Genomic DNA, 25,850 nt, shown 5'->3' on the forward strand with positions numbered 1-25,850 from the left:
CTTAATTTATCGGCTAGCATCGGAAACCACTAGTTACTGCGGTCACATTTTTCACGAAATCCGATTCTTAATACGAATACTGGCTTCAATATGCATGATCTAGGTATTTCCCGAAGCTGCAAAAGGGTCTTCATTCCTTCCGGGAAGGATGTTTTATTTAATTGTGTCTGCATTCTTTTATTCATTTCTGACCATTGTTTATTCATGAAATTCATGCTTCCTTCCCATGCTATGAAACAATTCCATTTCTGAATACGTTGTTATATGAGGTTTTGTTATCCATTGAATTGTTTATTGTATTTCGCCGAGTTAACAGGATATCCTGCTGAAATTTGTCTGTTATGTATTTATCATTGATTGCAACTTTATCATCAGTTGCAAGTTAAATAGAGAGCAATATGTTTTCATGCTATGATGGAAATGTATTGAATTTATCATGCGGGGGAGTCGATATGCCATTAGAAATCATCCAAGGCGATATTACGAAGTTGCAAGTAGATGCCATCGTGAACGCGGCGAATTCGTCACTACTTGGTGGAGGAGGAGTGGACGGAGCCATCCACAGAGCAGCGGGGCCCGAACTCCTTGAAGAGTGCCGCAAACTGGGCGGCTGCGAGACTGGACACGCCAAGATCACCAAGGGGTACAGGCTGCCCGCTTCCTATGTGATTCATACCGTCGGCCCCGTGTGGCGCGGTGGAGATTACAACGAGGAAAAGTTGCTCCAGGACTGTTACCGCCATTCCCTCACATTGGCCCAAGAACGTCAACTTAGGAGCATCGCTTTCCCTCTGATTTCGGCTGGAGCTTACGGGTATCCCAAAGAGCAAGCATTAAAAACAGCCGTTGCAACGATTCGCGACTTCTTATCGAACCATGAGTTGAGCGTATACTTGGTTCTGTTCGATGAAGAGTCGATCGCGTTAGCAAGGGAGTTGTTTCCCTCTGAAATGAAACTGTGATGAAACTGTAGAAAATAATGCCCGCATCAGCTTACTCGTATAAATTTTTACCTTAATCCATCCATTGATGTGCAGAGGCGGCAAGCAATGCGCGCACTTCATCCGTTGACTTGGTGTTCATCAACTGATTTCTTAATTCACCAGCACCGCGAAAGCCTTTGACATATATTTTGAAGTGCCTTTGAAGTGATGAGAAAGAAAGCGGCAATTGTTCCGCATATTGATCATAAAGATCCAGGTGATAATTTAGAAGCTCCAAATATTCTTGCGGGCTATGTTCTTTCGGTTCTTGTTCGAAAGCGAACGGATTCTTAAATATCCCGCGGCCAATCATAATGCCATCAACACCGTACTTCTCCCAAAGCTCCAGACCTATTGTGCGGTCAGGAATGTCCCCATTAATAGTCAGGAGGGTGTCTGGTGCTACCTCATCACGTAATTTTTTAATCTCTGGAATCAGCTCCCAGTGCGCAGGAACTTGACTCATTTCCTTCCTAGTACGCAAATGTATAGACAGATTTGCAATATCCTGCTGGAGCAGATGCGTTAGCCAACTACGCCACTCATCAACGTCTGTGTATCCAAGTCTTGTTTTCACACTAACTGGCAGCCCGCCCGCTTTAGCCGCTTGGATAAGTTCTGCTGCTACATCTGGGTGTCGTATCAGGCCAGCACCTTTGCCCCTTGCTGCCACATTAGGAATTGGACAGCCCATATTGATATCTACGCCTTGAAAGCCCAGCTCCGCCATCCCGATACTCATTCGCCGGAAGAATTCGGGCTTGTGCACGAAACCCAACTGCAACGGGTGTACCCACGTTTTCACTGGCTGAGATTAATACTCCGTTATCATCTGTAGAAGCACCAGTTAAATCCGCTGCGACTGTCGGACCAATGTCGTCTACACCGAGAGTGAGAGTACCACTGTTAAAATCTTTCACAACCTCAGCCGCTCCGTCGTCAGCATACAGAATTGCTTCCACCAGTTCTACCGAGAGTTCAGCAGTGATGGCTTTTGCAAGTACAGAAGGTTGGGCATAAGTTTCCTCACCGTTAGTGTCCTCGGTTATTTTTGAATAGTACAGTCTATCAAGACCGATCGTTGCCATGTGTTATTCCTCCAATCTATAGTTTTTTGCCACATCGATGGCATAATGATGATATCCAGTATCATCCTCGTGACCGATATATCTTCGTTCGGTCAAAGTAAAATCTGCATTTATTAAAGCAGTTGTGAGCTGTCTTTTCTGCTCTAGGTAGTTATTTTTTGAGAACAGTGATATCCTCGCTTCCTGCACATCAAAGCCTGGACGGTTATCCGCATGAACTTCAAAAATATCCGAAAGAGGGAGAATCACGACATACTCATCTGGTGCCAAACCTGAAAAAACCCCAGTTTCCACGGGGAGCGGTATAGTGGAAACAAGGGTATTCAATTCCTCTAAAATATTCATATCTTCTCGATCTCCTCCTCCAGCTTGGCGACCATTGCGTTGATGCAAGGTTTCCTAGATGCATTCCTCGCAGGCTTTAGGAAGGGTTTTGCAGGCTGACCATGTTTGCCATATTCAATGATGCTGGCAAGTTTAGCATTGCTCTCACCATCAGATCGCGGCTCAGCAAAGCCAACTTTTACATTGAAGTTACCATTTCTATCCTGCTTTGCACTCGAGAGTCCTAATGAAGATAGCAACTCGCCAGTGCTTTTGGATGGATATTTCGTGCCCTTGCCAACCACCTTGCTCAAATTTCCCTTAACTTTATCCAGCACCACTTCACCGCCAACTTCCAAAACCTTAGGAAGAATCACATCGGTCTGGTCAGCTAATCGAGATACCTTTAAAAGGAATTCTTCTGGCATCTTTATATTCGCTTTTGCCATATCCATCACCTCACAGTTGGTTCTAGCTTTTCGGCTAAAACCTCGACATACATCCCTCGGTTTCTTACATCCTCAACACTTAAAATCTGATATCTACCATCATCACAGACGATGACCATTTCATTCGTCACCTTAAGTCCATAAATTTTCCTAAACCGAAACAAAGAAGTTGCAGATGAAAATGATGCCATATTCGTCCACCGCTCACTGCCATGACGATCTTCCTTGTAAGCAAGTACACTTGCGAGTATGTTGTCATCTTTTGTGGCGAAGCCTTCCTTATCCTTTGTGGGTATCGTGCAAATGATATCGATAAAGGTGTTCATCTTCCCAAAGCTCACACTAAACACCCCACTCTCGATCAAGTCGTAAAAGCAAGTTCACTGTATTCCATACTTGTTGTCCCGCCTGTACGCTATCAGCAAAGAAACCTGCCGTCGAGCCATCTCTACTTTCATAGAAATGACTCGACAACATGATCACTGCTTGTTCTGTTGTTGGAGGCATGGCATGGGTTTCATAATAGTCTTCAGGAACGTGCTGATAGCTCTGTGCATATGAGACTGCAGCAGTGATAAATCCGATAAGGAGGGCATCATCCTGATCATGCGTTAAAATTAAGTTCGCTTTAACTTTAGGCAAAAGATTATCTGCCACTGCCATACCACCAACCTCCTTTACGTTCCACCTTAGTCAGTCTCCATAAGCCCCACTGCTTTTAGTTTGGCAAGCAGAGCATTAAAGTCCGTAACTAAACCAGCAACATCGGTGGCTGTGCTGTCTGCTTGGTTTCCTGCAACAGGAAGCCCCGTAACCGAGGCTCCCTCTTTAATTTCTAAAACACCGCCAATTACAGTTTTTTCTCCGCCTTGTTCGGTATAGTTCTTCGTGTTATAACTCATAAAGCACCTCCGTTACGCCTTCTGTTGGAGTACCTTAACGGCCTCCGGCAAGATAAGCTTTCCATCAACACGCTGTGTAGCAATAAACCCTACTTGACCTGTGACAGCAAAGAGTTCATTTAATCGTTTGAATACTCGTCCTTGACGGTCTGCCACCCAGTAATAACTAAAATCACCGAATACCACAGTTTTTGCACCTGCTTCAGCAGTAGGTACATATGATGAGGTATACAGCGGGCGGTTAAGAATCGTATCAGGTGTTCCCGCTTGGATGGAAGGTTGCCATAGGTATTGCCCATTACCGTCTTTCAATTTACGAATAGCCTTTATAGTGGCATCGTTCATTACGAATACGGCCTTATTACGATAAGGTGCTTTCAAACTGTAGAATAAATCTAAAACCTCATCCAAAGTGATGGCAGTGGCACTTGCCGCAGTAACCCCAACTTGACCACCACCAGTAGCATTCAGAATTCCTGTTGGCTTTCCTGTACCGTCACCTATGAAGAAGGCTTCCTCCTCCTTGTTACCAATGCGACGGGCGAATTCTCTTGTGATGTAGCTTTCGAGATTAAACACGGAATCATTTAGCAGTTCCTCAGAGACTTTGATCATCGTTGCTAGTTTATAAGCACCAATCGATACTTGACCGAAGCTGTCATCACTCTCTGGTATAGCTCCCTCTTCATCGATCCAACTTGCAGTGCCTTTGCTTGCAACAACAGGAATCTTGCGGTCACCAGAAGATGTCGTGATTACATTGGCCAGTCTACGGAAAATATTTTCTTCCTCCAGAGCTTCTACTAGCGTACGTTCAAACTCATCTGGCACAAGGAATCCGCCTTCAGAATCAGTGCCAATCTTTAGAGCGTTCCTTACTTCATAGCTGACATTGTCACGCATCGCATTCCAGAAAGCTTTTTTGTATTCAGCACTTGCACGACCAGTCTTTTCTTCTCCAGTTCTAGTAGGTTCATTCATAATTGGGTTACTGGTTGCTTTCGACAGTTCCAAATCGATAGATGCTTGGCGTTCCAAACGTTCAATTTCCTTACCAAGAGCCACCACATCGGCTTCCATTTTTTCATAGGTTGTCGTGTCCTCAGCTGATAACAGTCCATCACCGCCACGTTTTGAATCAAGAAATGCCTTTGCTGCGTCCCATGCTTTAGCGCGTTTCTCGCGCAATTCAAGAATTTTACTCATTGTTATTTCCTCCTTTAAATTAGTGCGAAATTAAAGAAAGCCGCTTATCTAGCGACTCAATGGGTGTACCTGTTTTCTGTTTTGGTTGTTTTGGCAGTTTGCTGATAAGCGAGTTAGTAACTGCCATCCTGCTAAAGATAAGACTATCCGTCAAATCCGATGTTTCACTTTCCATGAACATAATCTTGTCTGCAAAACCAAGTTCAATGGCTTTATTTGCATTCATCCATGATTCTGCATCCATCAGATGAGAGAGTTTTGTTCGAGACAGACCCGTCTTTAACTCATAGGCATTAATAATGCTTTCCTTGACTTCATCCAATAGAGCCTTTGCTCGCAACATTTCCTCACTGTCACCAATAGCAATTGTTGAGGGGTTATGAATCATAAGCATAGATACAGGAGACATATATACATCTCCACCAGCCATTGCAATAACGGAAGCCGCACTTGCCGCAAGCCCATCAATCTTTACAGTGACTTTTCCGGTATACTCCATCAGCATGTTATAAATCTGAGCTGCTGCGAACACATCACCGCCAGGGGAATTAATCCACACCGTAATATCGCCGGTGCCTGCCAGCAATTCATCTTTAAAAATCTTAGGTGTAACCTCATCCCCCCACCACGTTTCTTCAGATATCACTCCATTTAAATAGAGGGTACGTTCTTCATCAGAATCTCGCACCCAGTTCCAAAACTTCCTCATTTACTGACCTCCTTCGGTTTTGGCAAACGCACCTGCGTCAGCCAGTTTTGTCATATTTCCGTTAACCAGATATAAATCGCCACCTTCCTCAGCTGGTATTCTGTTCATGTCCTCCAGTTCACGGATATCGTTGGCTGACATCCAGCCATTTTGACGACCTGTAGCGTAGCCATTCATACGACTTTGGTAATCACCACGAAGCAGACCGTCCAAATTGAACTTGATAAACAGTGAAGTTTTCTCAGAAGGCAAAATAAGCGATTGCTGGAGACTTTGTTCCCATCGCACCACCCACGGATCAAGGGTGTATTTTACAAACTCCAAAGACTGCTGTTCAATATTGGAGAAACTGGATTTCTCTAAATCTCCCACCATATGGGGCGGCACACGGAAAATTCTCGCAATCTCATTAATTTGAAACTTCCGTGTTTCTAGAAATTGAGCCTGTTCTGGAGGGATGCCGATGGCTTGAAACTTCATCCCCTCTTCCAACACAGCAATTTTGTGAGCATTGCCTGTGCCTTGGTAGGCACTATTCCAACTATCCTTGACCCTCTGTATATCTTTGATTACTCCTGGGTGTTCCAGCACACCTCCGGGATTAGCACCATTGGCAAAGAATGCCGCACCGTACTCTTCAGTAGCAAGTGACATACCGATTGCATTTTTCGCCATAGCAATTGGGCTATAGCCAATGAGTCCATCAAAACCTAAGCCAGGTATGTGTAGAACTTCATCTTTACGGAGTGTGACATAGCCACCTTTTGGGTTTAGGCCACTTTCATCAGTATCACGGTAATAGGTGTAGACCAGCTCACCATTAGTTGCTCGGCTAACTTCCATTTTGTTGGGGAGTAGGGGATAAAGAGCCACTGCCTGCCCACGACCATTTCTGACCACCTGTGCATAGGCATTTCCCCAAAGCAAAAGATGACTCATCAGTGTTTCTCGAAATACGAATGAAGTCATCTCTGAATTTGGTTCATCATGAAGAAGGTAATACAGCGGGTGGAAAGGAATCCTTTCTTTACCTCCATCAGAACGATATCTATATACATGAAGTGGCAGTCCGGCAATCGCTTCAGCTAGTATCCTTACGCAAGCATACACCGCTGTTGCCTGCATTGCAGTACGCTCATTCACTGTTTTGCTAGATGACGTACCACCAAATAGGAAGGAAAATGCACTGCCCACACGGTTTTGCGGTTTGTCTCTTGACCGAAACAGTCCTTTTATTAGATTCATAGGCGTCACCTCCGAATAAAAAACTAGCAATATTGTGTTAACTATTAAAGTTTAAAAGATAATCAAACCTCTCTCGTCATACACCGAATCTCCACTATTACCTGAGCCGCAACGGATGGCACGGTCAAGTGCCATGATAGTCGCTACCGCACCATCTATTTTTTCTGTGCTTTTTTCCTTGTCCGGCTTCACGTTGCCAGCCGGATCAGTTTTTATAAAGATGTTGTCCATCATCCAACGAAGTACTGGATGCCCACCGTGCGCTATTCTTTCTTCTAATGTCAATTTCATCAGTTCTTTGGTTGGTGGTGACATATCTTTAAAGCCTTGACCGAAGGGAACGACGGTAAAGCCTAATCCCTCAAGGTTCTGAACCATTTGAACAGCTCCCCATCGGTCAAAAGCAATCTCTCGAATGTTATACTTTTCTCCAAGTTCCTCAATAAACCGCTCAATGTAGCCGTAATGCACTACATTGCCTTCTGTGGTTAGAATATACCCTTGCTTCTCCCAAAGATCGTATTGCACATGGTCTCTTCGCACTCGGAGGTCAATGTTGTCCTCTGGCATCCAAAAATACGGAAGAACAATGTATTTATCTGTCTCATCCTCCGGTGGGAACACCAACACAAAGGCTGTAATGTCTGTTGTAGAAGATAGGTCAAGACCTCCATAGCATACCCGCCCTTCAAGACTTTCTGGTATAACTGGAAATGCACAGGCATCCCACTTTGCCATTGGCATCCATCGGACAGACTGTTTAACCCACTGATTCAAGCGCAATTGCCGGAAGCTATTTTCCTCAGCTGGGTTCTGCTTTGCACTTTCACAAGCAGCCCTTACCTTGTCAATCCCCACCGTAATTCCCAAGCTTGGATTTGCTTTCTTCCACACTTTTGGATCTGTCCAATCATCCTCTTCTTTGGCACCATAGATTACGGGATAAAAGGTAGGATCGTATTTTCTGCCCTCAATAATATCAACCGCTTTTTGGTGTGTTTCGTAGCAGATACTCTGAGTATCCGTCCCCGCAGTGGTGATAAGAAAATACAGCGGTTGGGTCCTTGCATCCCCAGATCCTTTCGTCATAACATCAAATAGTTTCCGATTTGGCTGAGTATGAAGTTCATCAAAAACAACACCATGTATATTGAAGCCGTGTTTGGAGTAGGCTTCAGCCGACAATACCTGATAGAAGCTGTTGGTCGGCAGGTACACCAATCGCTTAGTTGAAGCAAGCAACTTTACTCGTTTATTCAGCGCTGGACACATCCGCACCATATCGGCTGCTACTTCAAATACAATTGATGCCTGCTGGCGATCTGCGGCACAACCGTATACCTCTGCTCGTTCTTCACCATCTCCACAAGTGAGGAGAAGTGCGATTGCTGCTGCAAGCTCGCTTTTTCCCATCTTTTTAGGTATTTCTATATAAGCCGTGTTAAACTGACGGTATCCATTAGGTTTTAAGATACCGAATAAATCACGGACAATTTGCTCCTGCCAATCGATAAGTTCAAAAGGCTTGCCTGCCCATGAACCTTTCGTATGGGAGAGTGCTTCTATAAAAGCCACAGCGTAATCAGCAGCGTCCTTATCGTAATATGACCCTTCAGCTATAAAGGCGGTCGGCTTATATTTCTTCAGTTTCCGCATATACACCGCCCCTTTTATGGAAAAGGACATAAGAAAAGAGCCTCAATCCTATAGATGAAGCCCTTTTCTCTATCCTATTTAGATTTAGTTATTTCTTTATATCCACTTCACCCGTCAGTATGAAATGGGCATATTCTGCTTTATGGTCTATTAAATAGACTACCAATTCATAAAACCCTCGTTCATTTGCCTCATACTGTACTCGGTCCACATCAAACATATTTGTGACTCCACTTTCTCGGATGGAAAGGATTTGTTGCTTAATTATCTCATTCATTGGCTACCTCCTCCGATTCTATTGAATCAATTGTAGCTTTGCGCAGAATTTCCACATCGAAGCCCGCACTCTTATAGCCTTCTAAAATTGTACTGTAATAATAACAACTCGGCTGTCCAAGCGGTCTACCATCATTCATGATGTAGACCATCGCCTTGACGGTTTTGCTTCCCAACTTCACTTTTATTGTTTCCTTTCGATAAAGGAACGGCCATCCCTCGTAACGGTCAAGTGCCGCTTCATCGGTCGGTGTAATCTCCCAAACTAAAACTGGTACGTTGCCACCCTCAAAAGGCTCGATTGTCGCCACAGCACCCGCGTGTGCCCCTCTAAATAATAGGCGGTGGTCATTAATTTGGCTTGCTCCTACCACCTTCGCTGTGGGGCATCTGTCGGCCATTTGCTTTAGATTAAGGTTGGAGCCATAGGCAAGGTATAATTTATTCTTCATTGTAATCCTCCTTCTTAGCTTTGTGGGTTAGGGGCAGCTCAGGCCGCCCGAAACCGCCATGCAGCTGAACCCGAAAGTGCTGCTGTCAAATGTTCTCTGCAGTTTGCAAATTCATCCCCAATGAAACCAATCCGGTTTAGATAGGTTCTCATGGCAAATTTCTCGTTTTCCACCTGCGGTTTCTTTGCTGATGCGCACTTTTGTGTTAAGGCTTGGTGGTTGATGGCAAGTGCTAGAACAATGTAGCTTCTTATCTTTCCTGCATGAAGTTCGCTATTGAATCCTCTAAGTTCAACTGTATGGTTTCCGGTAAAAAAGCTGTGAAGGTTGAGGAAATGGTAGCGGCTGTTGTGGTAATGAGTGCTTCTACTCTCGCTGTAGCCCTCGTACCAAATGTCCTCAATTTGTCTCATGGTTTTAGGCTTTTTACGGTTTATCTTCTCAACCAAAATGCTATCCATCTTTTTGCAGTAATTCATTCTCTGCGGTGCAATCTGAAGTGCTTTATAAAATAAGTCGTTTTTGCTTGCAATGATATTTACAAAGTTTCGAATGCTTCGTGGGGTATGTTCAGCACCGTCTAGATGAATGTGAATTCCGCAAGATGTATTTGTAAAGGCTCCAGCTTTGCGAAGCTTTCTTACTAGTTCCTGCAAAGTTTCAATGTCCTCCCAGTATGTTAGGATTGGGCTAACCAGCTCAACACTATAATCTCTACCTGCAGCTACTTTTCTTCTACCTTCTTTTCTTTGGCAATTGATGCTCCCGTCGTACATAAACTTCCACACTCGACCATCTGGAGTTTTTACCTTCTTGGTGTCGTAGTATGTCCCGCCTTCACTGTAAATGCCTTGCAAAAACTCTGCAGCTACTTTAGCCGCCCTTTCCCTTGTAATCCCGGTAAATTCAATCTCAATCCCGAATTTTGCACTTAACATCGTGTCTCGCTCCTTTTAAAGTGTGTTTGTCCTTTCGGCATGTACATATATCACTCTAAAAGGCTTATATAGCAAGACAATTCTGCAATACAAATCTACATATTTACTGCCATATTGGGCTTAAAATGTGTATTTTTATTCTTCGATTTTCTTGCATAAATCCTCTCCAAAAACCACTCCAAGGGAACTGCCTGAATCCCAACTGACGTGGATAGTTCCCATATCATCAACACTAGTAACCGTACCTTTATCTCCTGGCTGAAGCTTGGTATAAGGGTCATTCATCTTAAGTAGCATGACACGAGTTCCTGGAGTGTAATAACTTCTAAGTTGCTTTAGCATTTCTGGATGAATGATATTCATTATTCACTCACCTCCTCATGCTTGGCACTTCCGCTTTTGAAGGCAGAGCTACCCGACAGTTTGGAGAGGAGAATTTTTCGTTCTGTTTTGTATTCTGGCCCGATAAAGCCAAGTCTTAGAAGTAAACAACGGAAAGCGTACTTTTCATTCTCCACTGATTTCTCGGTCGAGTTGACGCGGGTCTGCTTCTTTGCCATTTCACAAAGTGCTGTTACAAAGTGGGTATAAGCCTTAACCTCCTCTGCGGAGCACTCACTCTGGAACCAAGGGAAGGTTATAAATTCCTCATTTATGATAATGGGAATAGAGTCAGTATCAAGTGCTTTCTTTATAAGGGTTTCTTTGCTTTCTACCAATCCTTTTAGGTTACCAAGTGCAGTTTCGCTAAAACCCTCCCTCGGCATTTGAATAATCAAACTAATAGCTTCTTCGGTTTCATTTGATTCGCTGTATACGGGAGGTTCTTCGTAATCACTATTTGGACTTTCCCTACCCCCAAGAGCCGCTTCATTGGGAACTTGAATATTTTCAAGAACAGGCTCTGCTGCTGGAATTGGTGTGTCAAATTCTACTGTAACCGCCTTAAAGTCATGAAGGCCTAATAGATCATTAACCAGTTCAGAATTATCTGGTCCTCTGACTACCCCGTTTTTGTCAATGTTGTAGTCTGCCACCTCATATGCAAATGTAGGTGCTCCAAGATATCTTGCAGGAGCATTCAGTTTTTGGCTGATTGCATTGACTAGCTCTTTTCTTTTTGCTCCTGTGACATTATAGTTTATCTGCATTTTTTATACCGCCTTTCTATTTTCGGTACATACATATATCACTCTAAAGGCTGTTAATATCAAGTCATTTAGAGCATCTTTCTGTAGAAAATACTGTTCCATTAATCGGCGGTAGCAACGTCTGGCAGGTCACAATATCTTATTTTCGAACCATCTCTTAAAAGAAACACACCGTCTGAGTTTCCAACTTGCTCAATATACCTTTTCACAATAACATCACAGTACTTTTCATCCAGTTCAATGGTGTAACAGATTCTATCTGTCTGCTCACAGGCAATCAGTGTGCTTCCTGAACCACCAAAAGGATCAAGCACGATACAATTAGAAAGGCTTGAATTCAAAATAGGGTAGGCCACAAGTGCAACTGGCTTCATCGTAGGATGATCACTGTTTTTCTTCGGTTTCTCAAACTCCCAGATGGTGGTCTGCTTGCGGTCTGAATACCAGTTATGCTTACCTTTCTTTTTCCACCCAAAGAGAATAGGCTCATGCTGCCATTGATAAGGAGAGCGACCGAGAACAAGGGACTGCTTTTTCCATATACAAGTACCGGAAAGATAAAATCCTGCATCAGAGAATGCTCTTCTAAAATTGAGTCCTTCGGTATCCGCATGGAATACATAAATAGAAGCGTCCTTTGCCATCGCTGCTTCGGTGTTCTGAAATGCTGCAAGCAGGAAATCGTAGAACGCTTCGTTAGCCATATTGTCATTTTTGATTTTTCCAGCGGTGCCTTCATAGTTAACGTTATATGGAGGGTCCGTAACTACCAAATTAGCAGTTTTCCCATCCATCAAGACATCAAAGGTGTCTTTCTTTGTACTGTCTCCGCAGACTAATCGATGCTGCCCAAGTAGCCAAACATCCCCTAAATGCGAAACAGCGGGCTTTTTCAGCTCGCTGTCTACATCGAAATCATCTTCTTTTATATTATCCTTAAGGGAATTCTTGAAAAGATCGTCCAACTCTCCTGGGTCAAAACCTGTCAAAGACACATCAAAGTCTGAAGCATTTAAGTCCGTGATGAGAAGTGCTAATTTGTCTTTATCCCAATCACCACTTATTTTATTTAGTGCAATGTTCAGCGCCTTCTCCTTTTGCTCATCCATTTCAACAACTACGCATTCTATCTCATCCATGCCCATACTCAGCAGGATTTTCAAACGCTGATGACCTCCGATGACTCTGCCTGTGGTCTTATTCCATATTACGGGTTCTACATATCCAAACTCCTCAAGGGAGCGTTTTAGTTTCTCATATTCCGGATCACCCGGTTTTAAATCCTTTCTTGGGTTATATTCAGCGGGGATGAGTTGTTTAGTCTTTATCTTCTCTATCAACATACTTTTCCACCGCCTTTCTAAATTCACTATACTTATTTACATCCTCCCACGGGAATAGACAACTATTAAAGTGACCATAAACAGCTGTATCAGAGTAAATCACATACCTTAGACGCAACTTCTCTATGATTGCCGCAGGTCTTAAATTGAAAATCTCCTGTGCAGCAAGAGTTAATATTTCGTCAGAAACAATACCTGTGCCAAGGGTATTTACAGAAAAGGCTACAGGATTTGCCTTACCTATTGCATAGGATATACTAACTTCACATCTCTTTGCATAACCACACCAGACGATATGCTTTGCAATGTACCGAGCCATATAGGCACCGCTTCGATCAACTTTGGTGGGGTCTTTACCACTAAGTGCGCCACCTCCATGGGATGCAAGTCCTCCATAGGTATCAACCATAATTTTTCTACCAGTTAAGCCTGTATCGGCAGCGGGACCACCTTCGACAAATCTACCAGAGGGGTTAATGAGAAGTTCTGTTTCATCATCAAATGGGAAATCCTCAAAGCACTGCCATAGGACATTGTTAAGGATATCTGTCTTTAGTTCTTCCTGTGTTTTATTCTTATCATGCTGTACCGATATCACGATAGTCTTTATTCGCACTGGAGTGTCCCCTTCATATTCCACCGTCACCTGTGCTTTACCATCTGGGTGTATACCTTTTATCAGTTTCCCTTTTCGGCAATCATCCAGTCTCTTTACAATCCTGTGAGATAGTACAAGGGGTAGGGGAAGCATTTCTCCCGTTTCCTTTGTAGCATAGCCATACACAGTTCCTTGGTCTCCAGCACCTATCGAACCATACTGTTCGTTTATCCCATTTCTTACTTCCAGTGCAGTATCCACGCCAGTTGCAATATCTACACTTTGTTTGTGTACAAATACATAAATCAAGAATTTAAGAGGGTTGTATCCAACCTCTTTAAGGACATTCCTAACAATGTATCGGATGTCTATTTTCTCGCTGCAGGAGATTTCGCCCGCCACGATAATTTTCCCTTTGGTTGCCATTACCTCACAAGCGACACGTGATGCTTTGTCTTTACGTAAACATGCTTCTAAAATGCTATCTGCTATGATGTCGCATAGTTTATCAGGATGTCCAGCACATACACTTTCAGCTGTTAAATATCTTTTACTCATTACATATCTCCTCATCTTTATTTTCCTCTGCGGGCAGATAGCAGTCGCTCCATCACATCGTCCTGTGGGTTTAAACCAGAATACTCTGTAGCACAATTCTCTTTAACGATTTGATAAATCTCCATCCACAATCTGTTTGTCTGACTCATAAAGTTCTGACTCATAGCTACATAAGGACTTTGAATAGCATTGCCGGTAGTTGGATGCTTGGCAAGAAAGCCAAACTCAGTTATCGCCTCCTCACACTGTATCCATCTGGCCGCACTCATGGCATATCGTTCTAGAAGCTGTGGGAGCACCAAATGGGCACAGCCTCGCTCCTCAAGCCATTTCCAAGTAATTTCATAAATCTCGCTGGCTACTAGGGTTTTCCCGTCCTTTTGCACCGCTGAGAGCATGGCCCTTGGCTTTGGCATTTCCTGCCCCTTCAGGTCAGCAGTATTTTGGAACTCAACGACTTCAAGCTTTCTTTTACCAGGGTTTCCCTCTGCAATTTTGTCAGCAAGTGGTTTCTTCTTTTGACCGGAGCCTATACGGGCGCCGCCACGATTTGTTCCATCTTTGGCCATTCACTCACCTCTTTTCGTCGATGGGCCTATTACCCCGTTTGAAACCGCGAATTTTCACGCGTTACCCCACGCCCGTTGCACAATCAATAAGCTGTAGAGATTTAATTCCCCCTACCGGGTTCCCCAACGGTCTCCATCTTTTGCAGTGATGGTAGAGTGACAGGAAGTACAAAGGGACATCAGATTGCTTCTATCATGAGTTCCACCTCTTGCAAGAGGAAGAATGTGATGCACCTCGGTTGCTGGGGTCAGCTTTCCTTGCCGTTTACACTCCTCGCAAAGAGGATGAGCCGCAATGTAACGGTCACGTATTCTTTTCCATGCACGGCCATATCGCTTACGGGTTGCTGGATCGCGGTCATACTTTTCATACCGTGCGGCTTCTTTTTTAGCATGTTCTTCACAAAAACGTCTGTCAGTCAGCTCTGGACAACCAGGATAAGAGCATGGTCGCTTAGGTTTCCTTGGCATACTACACCTCCTTTTGCCCATAGAAAAAGCCCTCGCAGGAGAAATGCTCCCGTGAAGGCTACTGTTTATTAATATTCCATACTACCATTATATAGCTTTCACTACGGACAAACAGTGTCATCGTATGCCAACCTGTGCCAAAGTGTGCCAACTTTTATTTAGGCACCTTTAAATGCTGCAAGGCTGATGAGTGAAGTCTATGCACAGTTCTCATAGAAACATTAAGGTTGACACAGATTTCTTCCCAGTTAAGAAAGTTAATGTAGCGGTAGCGAAGAAGCAGCTTCTCATCTACGTTTTCCATCTGGTTAATCGCTTCACGAATATCTGACTTCAGCTTTATTAAACGTTCCACCTCTTGTTGTATCTGCTTCTCCAAATCTACTATTCTTATCACATATTTTTCAAAAGGTGGATCAGTACTTTTTGTTTTACTGACTTTTTCCTCAAGAACAGGAGATGAAACACTTCTTGAGAGTTCCCTTAGATTTTGCAACTCCTCTAGATCGGAATTAATCAGCTCATTTAAGCGATATGCTTGTTTCAAGAATTCCTTTGCCGTCATCGCACCACCTCCTCATGTAGCTTTTTAATTAGCATCTCAGGATCGAGGGATGTCAGGGTATTGAAATACCCGGAATGAAAGAAACGCTCAATCTCACGTTTCGTATATCTAGCAGAATCATTGCGAGGGTATTTTGCTAGTCTTTTCAAAGCAAAACGATAATCCTTGACCGCCTGTAAAATAATGGCATTTGCCAGTTTTTCAAATGCATCCATCATACTACATTCCTCGCTTTCCCCAGATTTGCTTTGACAGCGTTAATAAGATCGGACTGTGTCTTTTCCTTTTGTTTCAAGGCTCTCATCACATCTTCATCAATCGTGCCTTTAGTAATAATGTGATGGATAACCACCGTTTCATTTTGTCCTTGTCTCCAAAGTCTTGCATTTGTTTGCTGATAGAGCTCTAGACTCCAGGTAAGACCAAACCAAATAAGTGTTGAACCACCACTTTGTAAATTGAGACCGTGTCCTGCTGATGCAGGATGGATAACCGCCACAGAAATATCACCGTTGTTCCAGTCCTTGATATCCTTGGATGTTTTAATTTCTCTGACATTGAATTTTGCCTTAATACGCTCTAAATCGTGATTATACCAATAGGCAATAAGCACAGGTTTGCCGTTAGCACCTTCAATTAAATCCTCAAGAGCATCTAGCTTGCGGTCGTGGATAATATGAGAGTTTTTATCATCATCATAGATCGCACCATTTGCCATTTGCAGAAGTTTACCTGAAAGGACAGCTGCATTCATGGCATCTATTTCTTCATCAGCAAATTCAAGAACCATCTCTTCACGAAAGTGATCATATACGGATTGTTCTTTGTCATTTAGATACACAGGTACTTCATTGATCACGCACTCTGGCATTTTCAGAAAATCCACTGATTTCATGGAAATGGTGATATCCGAAATGAGCCGATATATGGCATCTTCAGCACCTGGCAATGGTTTATATGAAAATACGATTTGCTGATTGCGTTTATCTGGAGTAAAGAATGAATTGCGGTAGTGAGTTATGTATCTGCCGAGTCTTTTACCCATGTCGAGAATACGAAACTCTGCCCACAAATCCATCAAGCCGTTACTGGATGGAGTACCCGTAAGACCCACGATGCGTTTCGCTCTAGGTCTGACTTTTAGTAAACTCTTGAATCTTTTTGCTCCATAGGACTTAAAAGATGACAATTCATCAATGACCACCATGTCATAATTAAAAGGAATGCCACTTTTGTTTACCAACCAGTCCACATTTTCTCTATTTATAAGATAGACACTTGCAGGTTTTCTAAGAGCCGCCAATCGCTCCTGTTCTGTGCCGATGGCTACCGAAAACTCCAGTCCTTTTAAATGCTCCCATTTGTTTATCTCAGCTGGCCAAGTATCCCTTGCTACTCGAAGTGGGGCAATGACCAGAACCTTTCCAATTTCAAAACTATCAAGACATAAGTCAAATATAGCCGTTAGAGTAATGACAGTTTTGTCAACCCAAGCCCATATCCAAAAATAATGCAGAAACCGAATGATTTAAAATGTGGTCAATTGCGAATTTCTGATAATTGTGTGGTATGAACTTCATTGGGCATCACCCCCATTCCAAAAGACCCGTTCTCTCATGTGTAACTTTGCGTGTTCTGACTGCGATGGAAGCACCATTAGATTCTCTGGATCATTATTTCTTTTATTACCATCAACATGATGAACCACTTCTTCATCAGTCAGTGCTCTACCCAGTAGCTTTTCTGCAACAACCCGATGTTCATGAACACCAAAATATTTTGCATACGTAACTCCATTACCTGAACCTAACCGAGAATCACGTAGTTTTTGTCGTGTCTGTGGAGTCATTCTAGATGGATTTATTTCTTGATTAAGCTTAGAAAGATGTTCACTCATTTTTGTATAGTCCTTTAATTTCTTGTATCCTTCAGGGTTTCTTGTTTTGTTACTATAATCAGCTAGACATTTGCGGCAACAGAAATTAAAACGCTTTATTTGGGATGGGTAACGTGGTATTTCTATTCCACACCAGTCACAAGGAATTGTTAATTTCACCCAGTATCCCTCCAATCTGCTCAACATCATCAATGACATAGCAGGTAAAGCCTAACTTCTGTAATTGCTTTATTCTTCTAATCTGTAACAGGCGAGGTTTCTTTCCGGGAGCCTTTAATTCCACAAAAGCCATCTTCCCATATGGTAAAAGCACTAGGCGGTCTGGCATCCCATCTAAACCCGGACTAACAAACTTCGCAGCAATGCCTCCCATCTTTTTTACCTCAGCCACCAGTTTCTTTTCTATATATTTTTCAAGCATAAATACCTCCCATATAAAAAGGCTCGGAACAAGAAAACAACTTTGACCCAATTTTCCTATACGCGCGTGTATACGTGTATGCACAGGCTACTATTACTTCTTTTTACTATTTATAAATAAATAGGATACTTCTTGTTCCACTTGTTCCGAACCGTTGATTTTCCTTATCATTACTAACTTTAGGGAAAGAACCAGGATGGGAACAATGTAAGGTACAACTTAGCGTTGTTCCTCGACTCGGGAATAAGCTCGTTGCTTTCCGTAGACAGGAAACGTCACAACACCATTCTTGTTCCCAGTGTACTTGTTCCACTCACTGATCTTTCTCATAATGGCACCGATGGCATAGGAATCTGAAGGCTTTAGCATTGATGCCTCTTTACCAAAACACTCACACCAAATTTCCATATTGCAGACAAGGGTTCTTTGTACTGTTCCAACCCGGGTGCCGCCGCCAAATTCGCTACCGCCAAGGAAATTTCTACGCTCGTACAAAGACATCGTGTCCCAATCATCCGGCAAGAGCGTATCCAAGTAAGTACGAACTAGTCCTTCTCGTTCATCTGTTTCCATGGCATCTGCCTGTTCACTAGTTGCCATGGATACATCATCACCTTCAAGGTAGAGTTTTTCTCCATTCTCATAAAGCACTAGAGCCTCTGCCCAAATCTGCTGTACTTCCTCTTTGGTCATCTGCCAAGCTTTCTTTTTACTGTTTCCGCTAATACGGACTGGCCAGAATCTGCGGTTGCCTGTAATATCCCGAAGAAATCCGCTTTCTGCATTGGTAGAACCTACAATTACGCATTGACGGGGATGGCTTTCCACGTTGACACCATAACTGGCACGGTACTTATCATCAGCCCTCGAAATAAAGGACTTCACAATCTCCACATCCGTCTTACGCATTCCTGCAAGCTCACCGAGTTCCAACAACCAATATCCTTGAAGTTTTTCAGCACCTGATTTATCTTTCATGTCCGTAATGGTCAAACTGTCTGAAAACCAATCTCCGGCAAGCTTAGCAAAGAAGGTTGATTTACCGATGCCTTGAGGACCATTTAAGATAAGAACACTATCAAACTTTGTGCCTGGTCTATAAATACGGGCTACCGCTGCAACCATCGTTTTGCGAATAATTGCCTTTGTGTAGGAATTATCTGTTGCACCGAAATAATCAATGAGTAGATTTTCTACTCGACTAATACCATCCCATTTTGGCAGTGAGTCGAGATACTCCTTAACAGGGTGGTAGGCTCGTTCTGACGCTACAGCTAACACAGCATCTTTGGTCTTGGTAGGGGAATAGACTCCGTATTTACTGCTTAAGTACACCTTAAGAAGCGCGTTATCCGAATCATTCCAACCAGCCTTGATCTGTTCCCAAGGCAGACCACCTTTGGCATCGATCCCATCACGGTGGCAATTGAAAGCGATATGTTGTAATTCCTCATCATGCCGAATAATCAAGACAATGTTATCCAATGTGTCTTTTATCCGACCTTGCTTATCCAGTTCCAAACCTGTCTGCCAATCCTCAGCACTAAACTCCTCTTCAGCCTGAGCCTGTCTCTCCTTTGCGAACTCAGCTTTTACCGCTTCATCTTTTATAGCAAACTCGCACATTGCACAAAAGACGGCATCCTGCCAGGAGCCGTAGTAGTGGAAGCTCTATCATCTAAAGAGCCGAATTTATGAATACGAACGAGATCAAAAGCATTAAGAAGCAGGCCGCTTGCTGGGTCAGTAGCATGGTGGCTGTATGCAAATTTATCATCATAGATAATCACACCCGCACTACTGTCAGCTGGAATATAGTCATATCGACCTTCCATAGCAGATGGTTCATAAACTGCACCTAAAAATTTATCGATTGCTTCACGAACGGAATAGGAGCGACAGAAAGTTCCTACCACACCTTCCTTTGAAAGCGGATCTGCTTGATCTTTAAGACTGCGATTAATAACTTCAGACTGCCTGCTTGATACGGGCCAAGTTGATGTATCTCGCCAGTTTTCATATTTTGAAAGATAAACATCCGGGTCAAGTAATGCTCCATCCTGCTCTTCGTAGACAAATTCACCATTAGAGGAAGTAGATGGCCAATACATAAGGCGATGAGCTTCATATGTCGTATCATCGAAAAGGTCAATACCGATTTCTTTTGCCACCATACGTCCAACGGCTGCATATTCTTCTTCACTGATCTCACGAGCAAGTGGAACGATAAGCCTGAGTCTCGGATTTTCCGGTGTATGCTTATGAGTGGAGTAAACGCAATATTTGAAATCGAAAAGCATACTGATTTGTTCCCAGATATCCGGTCTACCGTAATCCATATCAAGGGTAAGCAAAGAACGGCAGAGAACATTGCCCTTCTTTCGTCTTCCTTCTTTTAAATGTCCTCCGACAAAGCCACCAACATCTTTGATATCATCTTGCTGACCTTTTTTAAGTTTCCGATATTCTTCTACCGTTTCTGTGGTACGTTGGGTTGTCTTTACACGGGAGCAAAAATCCTCCCAGGAGATATCTTTGTTTTTCCATTTCCTGTCCATCCGGCTGTTGCCCACTGCAATTTTCATAAACTTTCGACCTCCTCATGCTCCGGACTAAAATATCTGACAGTTTGTCTGCGTTTCTTGGCTATTTCAATCTCCCTTGCCATACCGCTTGAGATGGTATTGCCTAGCACCCAGACTTCCGAGCATTTGCCCATGAGTACGATATCCATGAATATGGCAAGCTCCCTTTCCTCTGGGTTTTCATCATTCATAAACTGCGGAAACATAAGGTGGGGAGCAATCGGAATACAATTACTTTCCAAGGCAAACCTGCAAAAGCTACGAGCCTTTTTAACATTTTCTTCTACATCACCTGAATAAGGAGAACAGATATATATAAGCGGCTTAAAGGCAGATTTTTTCTCTGCCTTTTCCTTTCTCATTATGTTGGTCAGTGCTTCATGGGGAGTTGGGTCATGGTATCCTTCATGATTGAATTTGTTAATTCCCATTACGCACCCTCCATTTCTATCTGAGGCAAAATACCGTCTGCCTTCATAAGTTCGTAAATGAAGAGTCTGCCTTTTTGAGTCCAGTATGTATGGACCTTTGTATGCTGTTGCCCGTTACTGCCAAGGTAGCTATGAGTCTTAGTGCTGGTGTAACCTTTTTCCGCATACTTCTGATATAAAAGCCAAATGCCGCCTTGTTTAAATTGGATGCCCTTTTTATTGAGATAGCGGTTCATCCAAATAGCTGACTTACCGTAATCTTTGGCGATTGCTGATGTGGAAATGAGGTCTTTGCAATTTAAAACCACATCGTAATAAGACACTTTCGGTTTCATTTCTGCAATTTGCTGATTCTGAACAGCAACCGTACCTTCAAGCACTTTATTTTGTTTCCTTAGTTGAGTTAGCTGTTGATTGGCAATCTGAAGTGCCCTTGCCATGATTGCTTCTGGGGAATTCCATCTTCTTTCTATTTCAAGAAAGTATTGACGGCACTCTTTCCCTTTTGGAGTTCGTTGTATCATGCATAGCTCTTTTGCCATGTCGATTGTTAACTGATGGTCTATAGCTGGTCTTCCACCTGTACTTTCCGACAGAAATGTCGAAAAGTCCGCCCCTTCCTCAAATCCGTACTCACACATTCTTGGAAACCATTTATCATAAGGTGTTTTTACTTCCAAGGCTTCATGTAAATCACGACCGAGTACGGTTGGTCGTTGATTTTCATAATTGATTTTTACTAATTCGTCCATACGAATTACCTCCTGCAATATAGTCAGAGGAAAGTTCCTCTACCTAATAGCCACAGGAGGTAATGATTGTTGAGGATTTTGAAAAAATAAATTATACATCCGGATTTTTGTTCGAAATTTGTGTATGTAAAATAGATTTAAAAGCTGATTCAGTAATTTTCTACTTTTACAAACGGACTAGATTGATGAACAAAAAATGGTAACGTAAACTGTAATAGGCCTATAGGATTTGGAGCTAATAAGAGAAGAGGAAAACAATCATTTTGGTATCATATTTTATCTATGACCTGGATGAGTAAGGTTGGTAGAGCCTCGAGGAGAATCAATTAAAATAAAAAATACAGAGCGAGAAATTCTCACTCTGTATTTTTTATTTTACATCATTCACTTATTGCTTTTACTTGATGTTATTTTACGAGTGGCTAAAGCTATGATTCCACCAACTGCAATAAATACAATGTCCAAAACGATTTCAAACCCTTGAAACGCATCAATATAATTTACTAAAAACCAACTTTTTCCTCCATTAGTCAAATGATTGATTAATCCTCCTACTCCCTGAATAATAAAAAGTAGGCTGAGTCCACTGATAATTTCTTTCATGATGAACACCTCTTTAATATTTTTTCTAATTTAATATGCCTCTAAGACCGATATTAAAAAAAACTGCACCTATGACTCCTGTCGCTACCAAGAGTGAAGAGATTGGAGCTTCATTTAATTTTGACCTCATTTTAACAAGAATTTGTTGCAATCTTTCTTTAAATATAATATTAACCCCTAACAGTAATAGAGAAGGAAGCACCATTACTAGATTGTATCCAATTATTATTAAGATAGCAGGTGTAGTCTCAATTGTTTGATGATTCATTAAAAAGATTGAATAAAAGTAAGGCAATGCCGTTACAAATTCAATTAGGAAAACAATGATTCCTAGTATAATCATCCCTTTAATTGTTGTATTTTTGGGGATAAATGAAATTAAACGTTTTTTTGTAGTCTCTTTTGGTTTACTGAAGCTTATTAGAACAAGAACTGCTCCAAGTAGGATATAAAACCAATTGATAAAGTCAAACTGAGACAATTGTTCTATTCTCTTCAATAATGAATTTCCACCAAAGTAGAGTAATAAACCCGTGATGAAATAGCCTAACTGCGTGATGAATAAAAACACAAATAAACGAGAAGATAACTGATTCGGTTGTGTCAGTAATAAATAGGCTGTTACAGTCAGTACACCGGGACTTAAAATATCAATTAAAGCACACAAAGAAATAATCATTAATGCTGAAGAAATGTCTAATGATGAAGAAGGCATCAATGCTTCAATAGTTTCGATCAAACAAACTAGTCCTCCTTTAAATGTTGTGGTATTATCTATTTAACACATCGTGCTACAAAAAGATAATAACACACTGCGCTAAATAAAGGAAGTGATTTTTATAATGCCAAAAATTGTTGATCATGATGAAAAGCGCAAACAAATTGCTGAGGCTGCATGGAATATTATTAGAAAAGAAGGGGTTGAGAAAGCGTCTATACGAAGAGTTGCAGCTGAGGCAGGGATGTCTTCTGGTGCGTTAAGACATTATTTTTCAACTCAAGATGAAATGTTATTATTTATTATGAATTACTACTTAGAAGAAGGGAAAAAACGTTCTCACAATAAAGAATGGTCAGAAAACCCAGTGCAGGCAGTAGAAGAAGTTTTATTAGAGCTAGTACCAATAGATGAAGAAAAGAAAATTGAAACGAGTGTTTGGTGGATTCTTGCATTACGTTCACTTACAAGTGATACAATAAAGGACAAAAAAGATGAAATAACGGACGGTACATATGAATTAGCAAATTCAATGATTGAAATCTTAGCTCTAAAAGGCGTATTATCAGATTCAATGAATGCAGAATTAGAAAAGAGTAGGTTAACGGCATTAATAGAGGGATTGTCGATTCATGCTTTATTAAGACCTGATGTATACTCTCCAGAAAAGGTGAAGGAAGTTATTCGTTATCATTTAGAGACACTCTGCAATAAAATCAATTAAGCTAATCGGTCGATGTATCAATTATTGTCCCATGTGTTTTTAATAGATTTAGTCTTACCCCTTGATTTATTATTAACTTTATAGAGAGAGGAGTCAAAATCGGTTCTTTCACTATATTTCTTCAAGATTCGAATTTTAACCCTTTATTCCACAAAAATGGAGCGTTTATTAAACAAACAAGATAGCACGTACCGGTCATAAAATAAGTGCTATCCTGTTTTCATTATTTAAAAATTGAAGGTCTTTTAACCTCCTCCCACACGATTATCCGATTACCAATTAATTTAATCTTTTTGATAAAACTGACACTCATAACCATCAGCACTAAGCAACAGGCCATTTGCCCATGTTGGTATCTTAGCCATCTGTTCACAGATAGCGGAAAGTGACGTCCCCATATCTGCCTCGATGATAATTTCATCGTGTACATGAGCCACAATGGAACAATTCTTTAATGTCTGCATGGCATGACACAAAATGTCACGACTGATTGCTTGAACAATATTCTCTACAAATTTGGGACCGTAGCTTTCGATTCTTTCCCATTTCTTCGTTCCACCGACCCCTTCATAAGTAACCGACTCACCGCCAAACATATTCTCTCCCATACGAGGTTTCACATAGGCAAGCCGTCTGCCAGAAGGAAGAACAATAAAGAGCATCCCTCTTTGATAGATAAATTTAATGCCGTGTGTCTCTGTGGGAGTTTTTTGCTTCACACAAGTTTTTACTGCTCGGTCTACTTTCCACCAGAGTTTTGTAATATTGGGATTGGACCGCCTCCAGGCTGTTACAAGGGGTTGCAGTTCCTCTTCTTCAATTCCCATCTCCAAAGCACCCATTGATTTTAAAGCTCCAACAGAGCCTCCGTAACCGAGAGCAAGTTCAGCAATTTTTCCCTTCTGACGAAGGTGGCCATTCACACCATGCTTTTCAACAGGTACATTAAACATCTGAGAGGCACTGGCACAGTAGATGTCTCCGCCGTTTTGGAATACACCCATTCTCCATTTTTCACCTGCAAGCCAAGCAATGACGCGAGCCTCAATTGCTGAAAAATCTGCCACAATGAACTTCATACCTTCTCGTGGTATAAAAGCAGTGCGGATAAGTTCCGACAGTACCTCTGGGATAGAATCATAGAGCAAAGTAAGTGCATCAAAATTTCCACTTCGAACTAAAGCACGAGCCTGTTCCAAATCAGACATATGATTTTGGGGGAGATTTTGTAACTGAATCAGCCTGCCAGAGAATCTACCGGTTCTATTGGCTCCGTAAAACTGAAACATTCCTCTTGCACGACCGTCACTACATACCGCATTCTCCATTGCAGTGTATTTTTTCACCGATGATTTCGCAAGCTGCTGACGAAGTTCCAAAACAGTGCCTAGTGGTTCAGGTGCTGTCTTTAACATCTCAGCAACCGCTTTTTTACCAAGGGTATCTGTTTCTAGCCCGTTATCGGCAAGCCAGTCTTTCATTTGTTGTACAGAATTTGGATTCTCCAAATTGGTTATATCCTGCATTAAAGCCATTAGCTTTTCACGGGAATGTTCATCTATTGCAACAGCCTGTTTTACGAAAGTCATGTCAATGGCAATGCCACGATCATTGATTTCCTGGTCGAGATGATATTCCTCCCAGATGTTCTCAGGCATCGGAAACTTAGATAATTTCTGTTGTATAAACATCTCGGCTTCCACATCACGAAGGTTATATGCTTTAAACCGCTCCCATTTATCCATGTCATGTTCTGGCAGATTACGAACTCGACCACCATTTGATTTAGTAGGGGAGCAAGGTGTACAGAAATATTTAATGAGGTCTTTACCCTCTGTTAACTTTTGTTTCTCCAAACCTAGAACTGCACCAACTCCCTCCAAAGAAAGAGGTAATCCCATATATGCCGACCATATCATGGAACATTTCCAGGATGCAGGATCAAGATAATCTGCCAGGTTAAGCCATTTTGATAGACACACACGCTCAAACATTGCATTGAAAGCCCACTTGGTAACGGAATCATCCATAAGTGCGTTTATGATTTCATCGGGGATTTCCTCCCCACTGGCAAGGTCAACCACCTGTACTTCACCGCCATCCACCGAATACCCAAATAGTAGAATTTCAAAATCATCACTCTCTGCATAACGGTAAACTCCAGACTTTTGAAGGTTGGCACTACTAAATGTTTCAATATCAATAGAAATAGAATTCATGTAAACCGCCCTTTCCA

General features: G+C 42.1%; 32 protein-coding genes and 3 pseudogenes. 2 read left to right on the forward strand and 33 right to left on the reverse strand.

The window, feature by feature from the left end:
• Window positions 1-29 precede the first annotated feature (29 nt).
• On the reverse strand, window positions 30-206 hold the full coding sequence (locus tag AB4Y30_RS15235) for a hypothetical protein (protein ID WP_368653047.1): 177 nt from the start codon (window positions 204-206) through the stop codon (window positions 30-32).
• Between the two features lie 246 nt (window positions 207-452).
• On the opposite strand from AB4Y30_RS15235, the gene AB4Y30_RS15240 reads away from it, so the two are divergent.
• Window positions 453-962: an O-acetyl-ADP-ribose deacetylase gene (locus AB4Y30_RS15240; protein ID WP_368653048.1), complete on the forward strand. Its 510-nt coding sequence runs from the start codon at window positions 453-455 to the stop codon at window positions 960-962.
• Between the two features lie 52 nt (window positions 963-1,014).
• Here the strand turns inward: AB4Y30_RS15240 and AB4Y30_RS15245 are convergent.
• The 31 genes and pseudogenes from AB4Y30_RS15245 to AB4Y30_RS15395 form a co-directional block, all read right to left on the reverse strand.
• Window positions 1,015-1,743, reverse strand: a pseudogene (locus AB4Y30_RS15245) (tRNA dihydrouridine synthase); the annotation flags it as partial.
• Window position 1,744: 1 nt separating this feature from the next.
• Window positions 1,745-2,071: pseudogene (locus tag AB4Y30_RS15250) on the reverse strand (major tail protein); the annotation flags it as partial.
• A 3-nt stretch (window positions 2,072-2,074) separates the two neighbouring features.
• Window positions 2,075-2,416, reverse strand: a complete 342-nt coding sequence (locus tag AB4Y30_RS15255) for a hypothetical protein (RefSeq protein ID WP_169187901.1) — start codon at window positions 2,414-2,416, stop codon at window positions 2,075-2,077.
• Window positions 2,413-2,844, reverse strand: a complete 432-nt coding sequence (locus AB4Y30_RS15260) for an HK97-gp10 family putative phage morphogenesis protein (RefSeq protein WP_061129992.1) — start codon at window positions 2,842-2,844, stop codon at window positions 2,413-2,415. Before AB4Y30_RS15260 ends, AB4Y30_RS15255 begins: the two co-directional genes overlap by 4 nt.
• Before the next feature lie 5 nt (window positions 2,845-2,849).
• The gene (locus AB4Y30_RS15265) at window positions 2,850-3,185 is read right to left on the reverse strand and encodes a head-tail adaptor protein (protein WP_368653049.1); all 336 of its coding nucleotides are present in this window, start codon (window positions 3,183-3,185) and stop codon (window positions 2,850-2,852) included.
• A 1-nt stretch (window position 3,186) separates the two neighbouring features.
• The gene (locus AB4Y30_RS15270; protein ID WP_018664393.1) at window positions 3,187-3,507 is read right to left on the reverse strand and encodes a head-tail connector protein; all 321 of its coding nucleotides are present in this window, start codon (window positions 3,505-3,507) and stop codon (window positions 3,187-3,189) included.
• A gap of 26 nt (window positions 3,508-3,533) precedes the next feature.
• Window positions 3,534-3,746: a head fiber protein gene (locus tag AB4Y30_RS15275; RefSeq protein ID WP_100330407.1), complete on the reverse strand. Its 213-nt coding sequence runs from the start codon at window positions 3,744-3,746 to the stop codon at window positions 3,534-3,536.
• Between the two features lie 12 nt (window positions 3,747-3,758).
• Window positions 3,759-4,952 carry a phage major capsid protein gene (locus AB4Y30_RS15280; protein WP_368653050.1) on the reverse strand — a complete coding sequence of 398 codons (1,194 nt, stop codon included), beginning with the start codon at window positions 4,950-4,952 and terminating at the stop codon, window positions 3,759-3,761.
• A 19-nt stretch (window positions 4,953-4,971) separates the two neighbouring features.
• The gene (locus AB4Y30_RS15285; protein ID WP_368653051.1) at window positions 4,972-5,661 is read right to left on the reverse strand and encodes a head maturation protease, ClpP-related; all 690 of its coding nucleotides are present in this window, start codon (window positions 5,659-5,661) and stop codon (window positions 4,972-4,974) included.
• Window positions 5,662-6,906, reverse strand: coding sequence for a phage portal protein (locus AB4Y30_RS15290; RefSeq protein ID WP_368653052.1), 1,245 nt, complete (start codon window positions 6,904-6,906; stop codon window positions 5,662-5,664).
• Window positions 6,907-6,957: 51 nt separating this feature from the next.
• The gene (locus AB4Y30_RS15295) at window positions 6,958-8,562 is read right to left on the reverse strand and encodes a terminase large subunit (RefSeq protein ID WP_368653053.1); all 1,605 of its coding nucleotides are present in this window, start codon (window positions 8,560-8,562) and stop codon (window positions 6,958-6,960) included.
• Between the two features lie 88 nt (window positions 8,563-8,650).
• Window positions 8,651-8,839, reverse strand: a complete 189-nt coding sequence (locus tag AB4Y30_RS15300; RefSeq protein WP_012102988.1) for a DUF5049 domain-containing protein — start codon at window positions 8,837-8,839, stop codon at window positions 8,651-8,653.
• Window positions 8,832-9,290 carry a gamma-glutamylcyclotransferase family protein gene (locus AB4Y30_RS15305; protein ID WP_368653054.1) on the reverse strand — a complete coding sequence of 153 codons (459 nt, stop codon included), beginning with the start codon at window positions 9,288-9,290 and terminating at the stop codon, window positions 8,832-8,834. The genes AB4Y30_RS15300 and AB4Y30_RS15305 overlap by 8 nt, the downstream gene beginning before the upstream one ends.
• Before the next feature lie 38 nt (window positions 9,291-9,328).
• On the reverse strand, window positions 9,329-10,228 hold the full coding sequence (locus AB4Y30_RS15310) for an amidoligase family protein (protein WP_368653055.1): 900 nt from the start codon (window positions 10,226-10,228) through the stop codon (window positions 9,329-9,331).
• A gap of 135 nt (window positions 10,229-10,363) precedes the next feature.
• Window positions 10,364-10,591 (reverse strand): DUF4314 domain-containing protein, encoded by a 228-nt coding sequence (locus tag AB4Y30_RS15315; protein WP_019155121.1) that lies wholly within the window; start codon window positions 10,589-10,591, stop codon window positions 10,364-10,366.
• Window positions 10,591-11,379: a virulence protein gene (locus AB4Y30_RS15320; protein WP_368653056.1), complete on the reverse strand. Its 789-nt coding sequence runs from the start codon at window positions 11,377-11,379 to the stop codon at window positions 10,591-10,593. The genes AB4Y30_RS15315 and AB4Y30_RS15320 overlap by 1 nt, the downstream gene beginning before the upstream one ends.
• A 101-nt stretch (window positions 11,380-11,480) precedes the next feature.
• Window positions 11,481-12,722: a site-specific DNA-methyltransferase gene (locus AB4Y30_RS15325; protein ID WP_265446332.1), complete on the reverse strand. Its 1,242-nt coding sequence runs from the start codon at window positions 12,720-12,722 to the stop codon at window positions 11,481-11,483.
• Window positions 12,697-13,878 (reverse strand): methionine adenosyltransferase, encoded by a 1,182-nt coding sequence (gene metK / locus AB4Y30_RS15330; RefSeq protein WP_368653057.1) that lies wholly within the window; start codon window positions 13,876-13,878, stop codon window positions 12,697-12,699. The genes AB4Y30_RS15325 and metK overlap by 26 nt, the downstream gene beginning before the upstream one ends.
• Before the next feature lie 17 nt (window positions 13,879-13,895).
• The gene (locus tag AB4Y30_RS15335) at window positions 13,896-14,447 is read right to left on the reverse strand and encodes a P27 family phage terminase small subunit (protein WP_368653058.1); all 552 of its coding nucleotides are present in this window, start codon (window positions 14,445-14,447) and stop codon (window positions 13,896-13,898) included.
• Window positions 14,448-14,558: 111 nt separating this feature from the next.
• Window positions 14,559-14,918, reverse strand: coding sequence for an HNH endonuclease (locus AB4Y30_RS15340; RefSeq protein ID WP_048718009.1), 360 nt, complete (start codon window positions 14,916-14,918; stop codon window positions 14,559-14,561).
• A 154-nt stretch (window positions 14,919-15,072) separates the two neighbouring features.
• A complete protein-coding gene (locus AB4Y30_RS15345) occupies window positions 15,073-15,483 on the reverse strand; it encodes a DUF1492 domain-containing protein (protein WP_035150326.1) in 411 nt (136 codons plus the stop codon).
• Window positions 15,480-15,698 (reverse strand): hypothetical protein, encoded by a 219-nt coding sequence (locus AB4Y30_RS15350; protein WP_254904789.1) that lies wholly within the window; start codon window positions 15,696-15,698, stop codon window positions 15,480-15,482. Before AB4Y30_RS15350 ends, AB4Y30_RS15345 begins: the two co-directional genes overlap by 4 nt.
• Window positions 15,698-17,063: pseudogene (locus AB4Y30_RS15355) on the reverse strand (SNF2-related protein). The gene AB4Y30_RS15350 and the pseudogene AB4Y30_RS15355 overlap by 1 nt, the downstream one beginning before the upstream one ends.
• Window positions 17,060-17,539, reverse strand: a complete 480-nt coding sequence (locus AB4Y30_RS15360; protein WP_257415085.1) for an HNH endonuclease signature motif containing protein — start codon at window positions 17,537-17,539, stop codon at window positions 17,060-17,062. The pseudogene AB4Y30_RS15355 and the gene AB4Y30_RS15360 overlap by 4 nt, the downstream one beginning before the upstream one ends.
• Window positions 17,517-17,801: a VRR-NUC domain-containing protein gene (locus AB4Y30_RS15365; RefSeq protein ID WP_368653059.1), complete on the reverse strand. Its 285-nt coding sequence runs from the start codon at window positions 17,799-17,801 to the stop codon at window positions 17,517-17,519. Before AB4Y30_RS15365 ends, AB4Y30_RS15360 begins: the two co-directional genes overlap by 23 nt.
• 219 nt (window positions 17,802-18,020) lie before the next feature.
• On the reverse strand, window positions 18,021-19,427 hold the full coding sequence (locus AB4Y30_RS15370) for a VapE domain-containing protein (protein WP_368653060.1): 1,407 nt from the start codon (window positions 19,425-19,427) through the stop codon (window positions 18,021-18,023).
• A complete protein-coding gene (locus AB4Y30_RS15375) occupies window positions 19,409-20,386 on the reverse strand; it encodes a virulence-associated E family protein (RefSeq protein ID WP_368653061.1) in 978 nt (325 codons plus the stop codon). The genes AB4Y30_RS15370 and AB4Y30_RS15375 overlap by 19 nt, the downstream gene beginning before the upstream one ends.
• Window positions 20,383-20,817 (reverse strand): DUF4406 domain-containing protein, encoded by a 435-nt coding sequence (locus AB4Y30_RS15380; protein ID WP_368653062.1) that lies wholly within the window; start codon window positions 20,815-20,817, stop codon window positions 20,383-20,385. The genes AB4Y30_RS15375 and AB4Y30_RS15380 overlap by 4 nt, the downstream gene beginning before the upstream one ends.
• A complete protein-coding gene (locus tag AB4Y30_RS15385; RefSeq protein WP_341300543.1) occupies window positions 20,817-21,569 on the reverse strand; it encodes a phage antirepressor KilAC domain-containing protein in 753 nt (250 codons plus the stop codon). Before AB4Y30_RS15385 ends, AB4Y30_RS15380 begins: the two co-directional genes overlap by 1 nt.
• Window positions 21,570-21,953: 384 nt before the next feature.
• Window positions 21,954-22,172 (reverse strand): hypothetical protein, encoded by a 219-nt coding sequence (locus tag AB4Y30_RS15390; protein WP_368653063.1) that lies wholly within the window; start codon window positions 22,170-22,172, stop codon window positions 21,954-21,956.
• A gap of 25 nt (window positions 22,173-22,197) precedes the next feature.
• On the reverse strand, window positions 22,198-22,911 hold the full coding sequence (locus AB4Y30_RS15395; RefSeq protein ID WP_368653064.1) for a GAP family protein: 714 nt from the start codon (window positions 22,909-22,911) through the stop codon (window positions 22,198-22,200).
• Window positions 22,912-23,014: 103 nt separating this feature from the next.
• Between AB4Y30_RS15395 and AB4Y30_RS15400 the strand changes: the two genes are divergently transcribed.
• Complete coding sequence (locus tag AB4Y30_RS15400) at window positions 23,015-23,614, forward strand: TetR/AcrR family transcriptional regulator (protein ID WP_368653065.1); 600 nt, start codon at window positions 23,015-23,017, stop codon at window positions 23,612-23,614.
• 284 nt (window positions 23,615-23,898) lie between these two features.
• Here AB4Y30_RS15400 and AB4Y30_RS15405 read toward each other — a convergent pair whose 3' ends face one another.
• Window positions 23,899-25,833 (reverse strand): DNA polymerase, encoded by a 1,935-nt coding sequence (locus tag AB4Y30_RS15405; RefSeq protein WP_368653066.1) that lies wholly within the window; start codon window positions 25,831-25,833, stop codon window positions 23,899-23,901.
• Between the last annotated feature and the right edge of the window lie 17 nt (window positions 25,834-25,850).

The organism is Ornithinibacillus sp. 4-3 (assembly GCF_040958695.1).
In the GTDB taxonomy this organism is placed as follows: domain Bacteria; phylum Bacillota; class Bacilli; order Bacillales; family Amphibacillaceae; genus CALAMD01.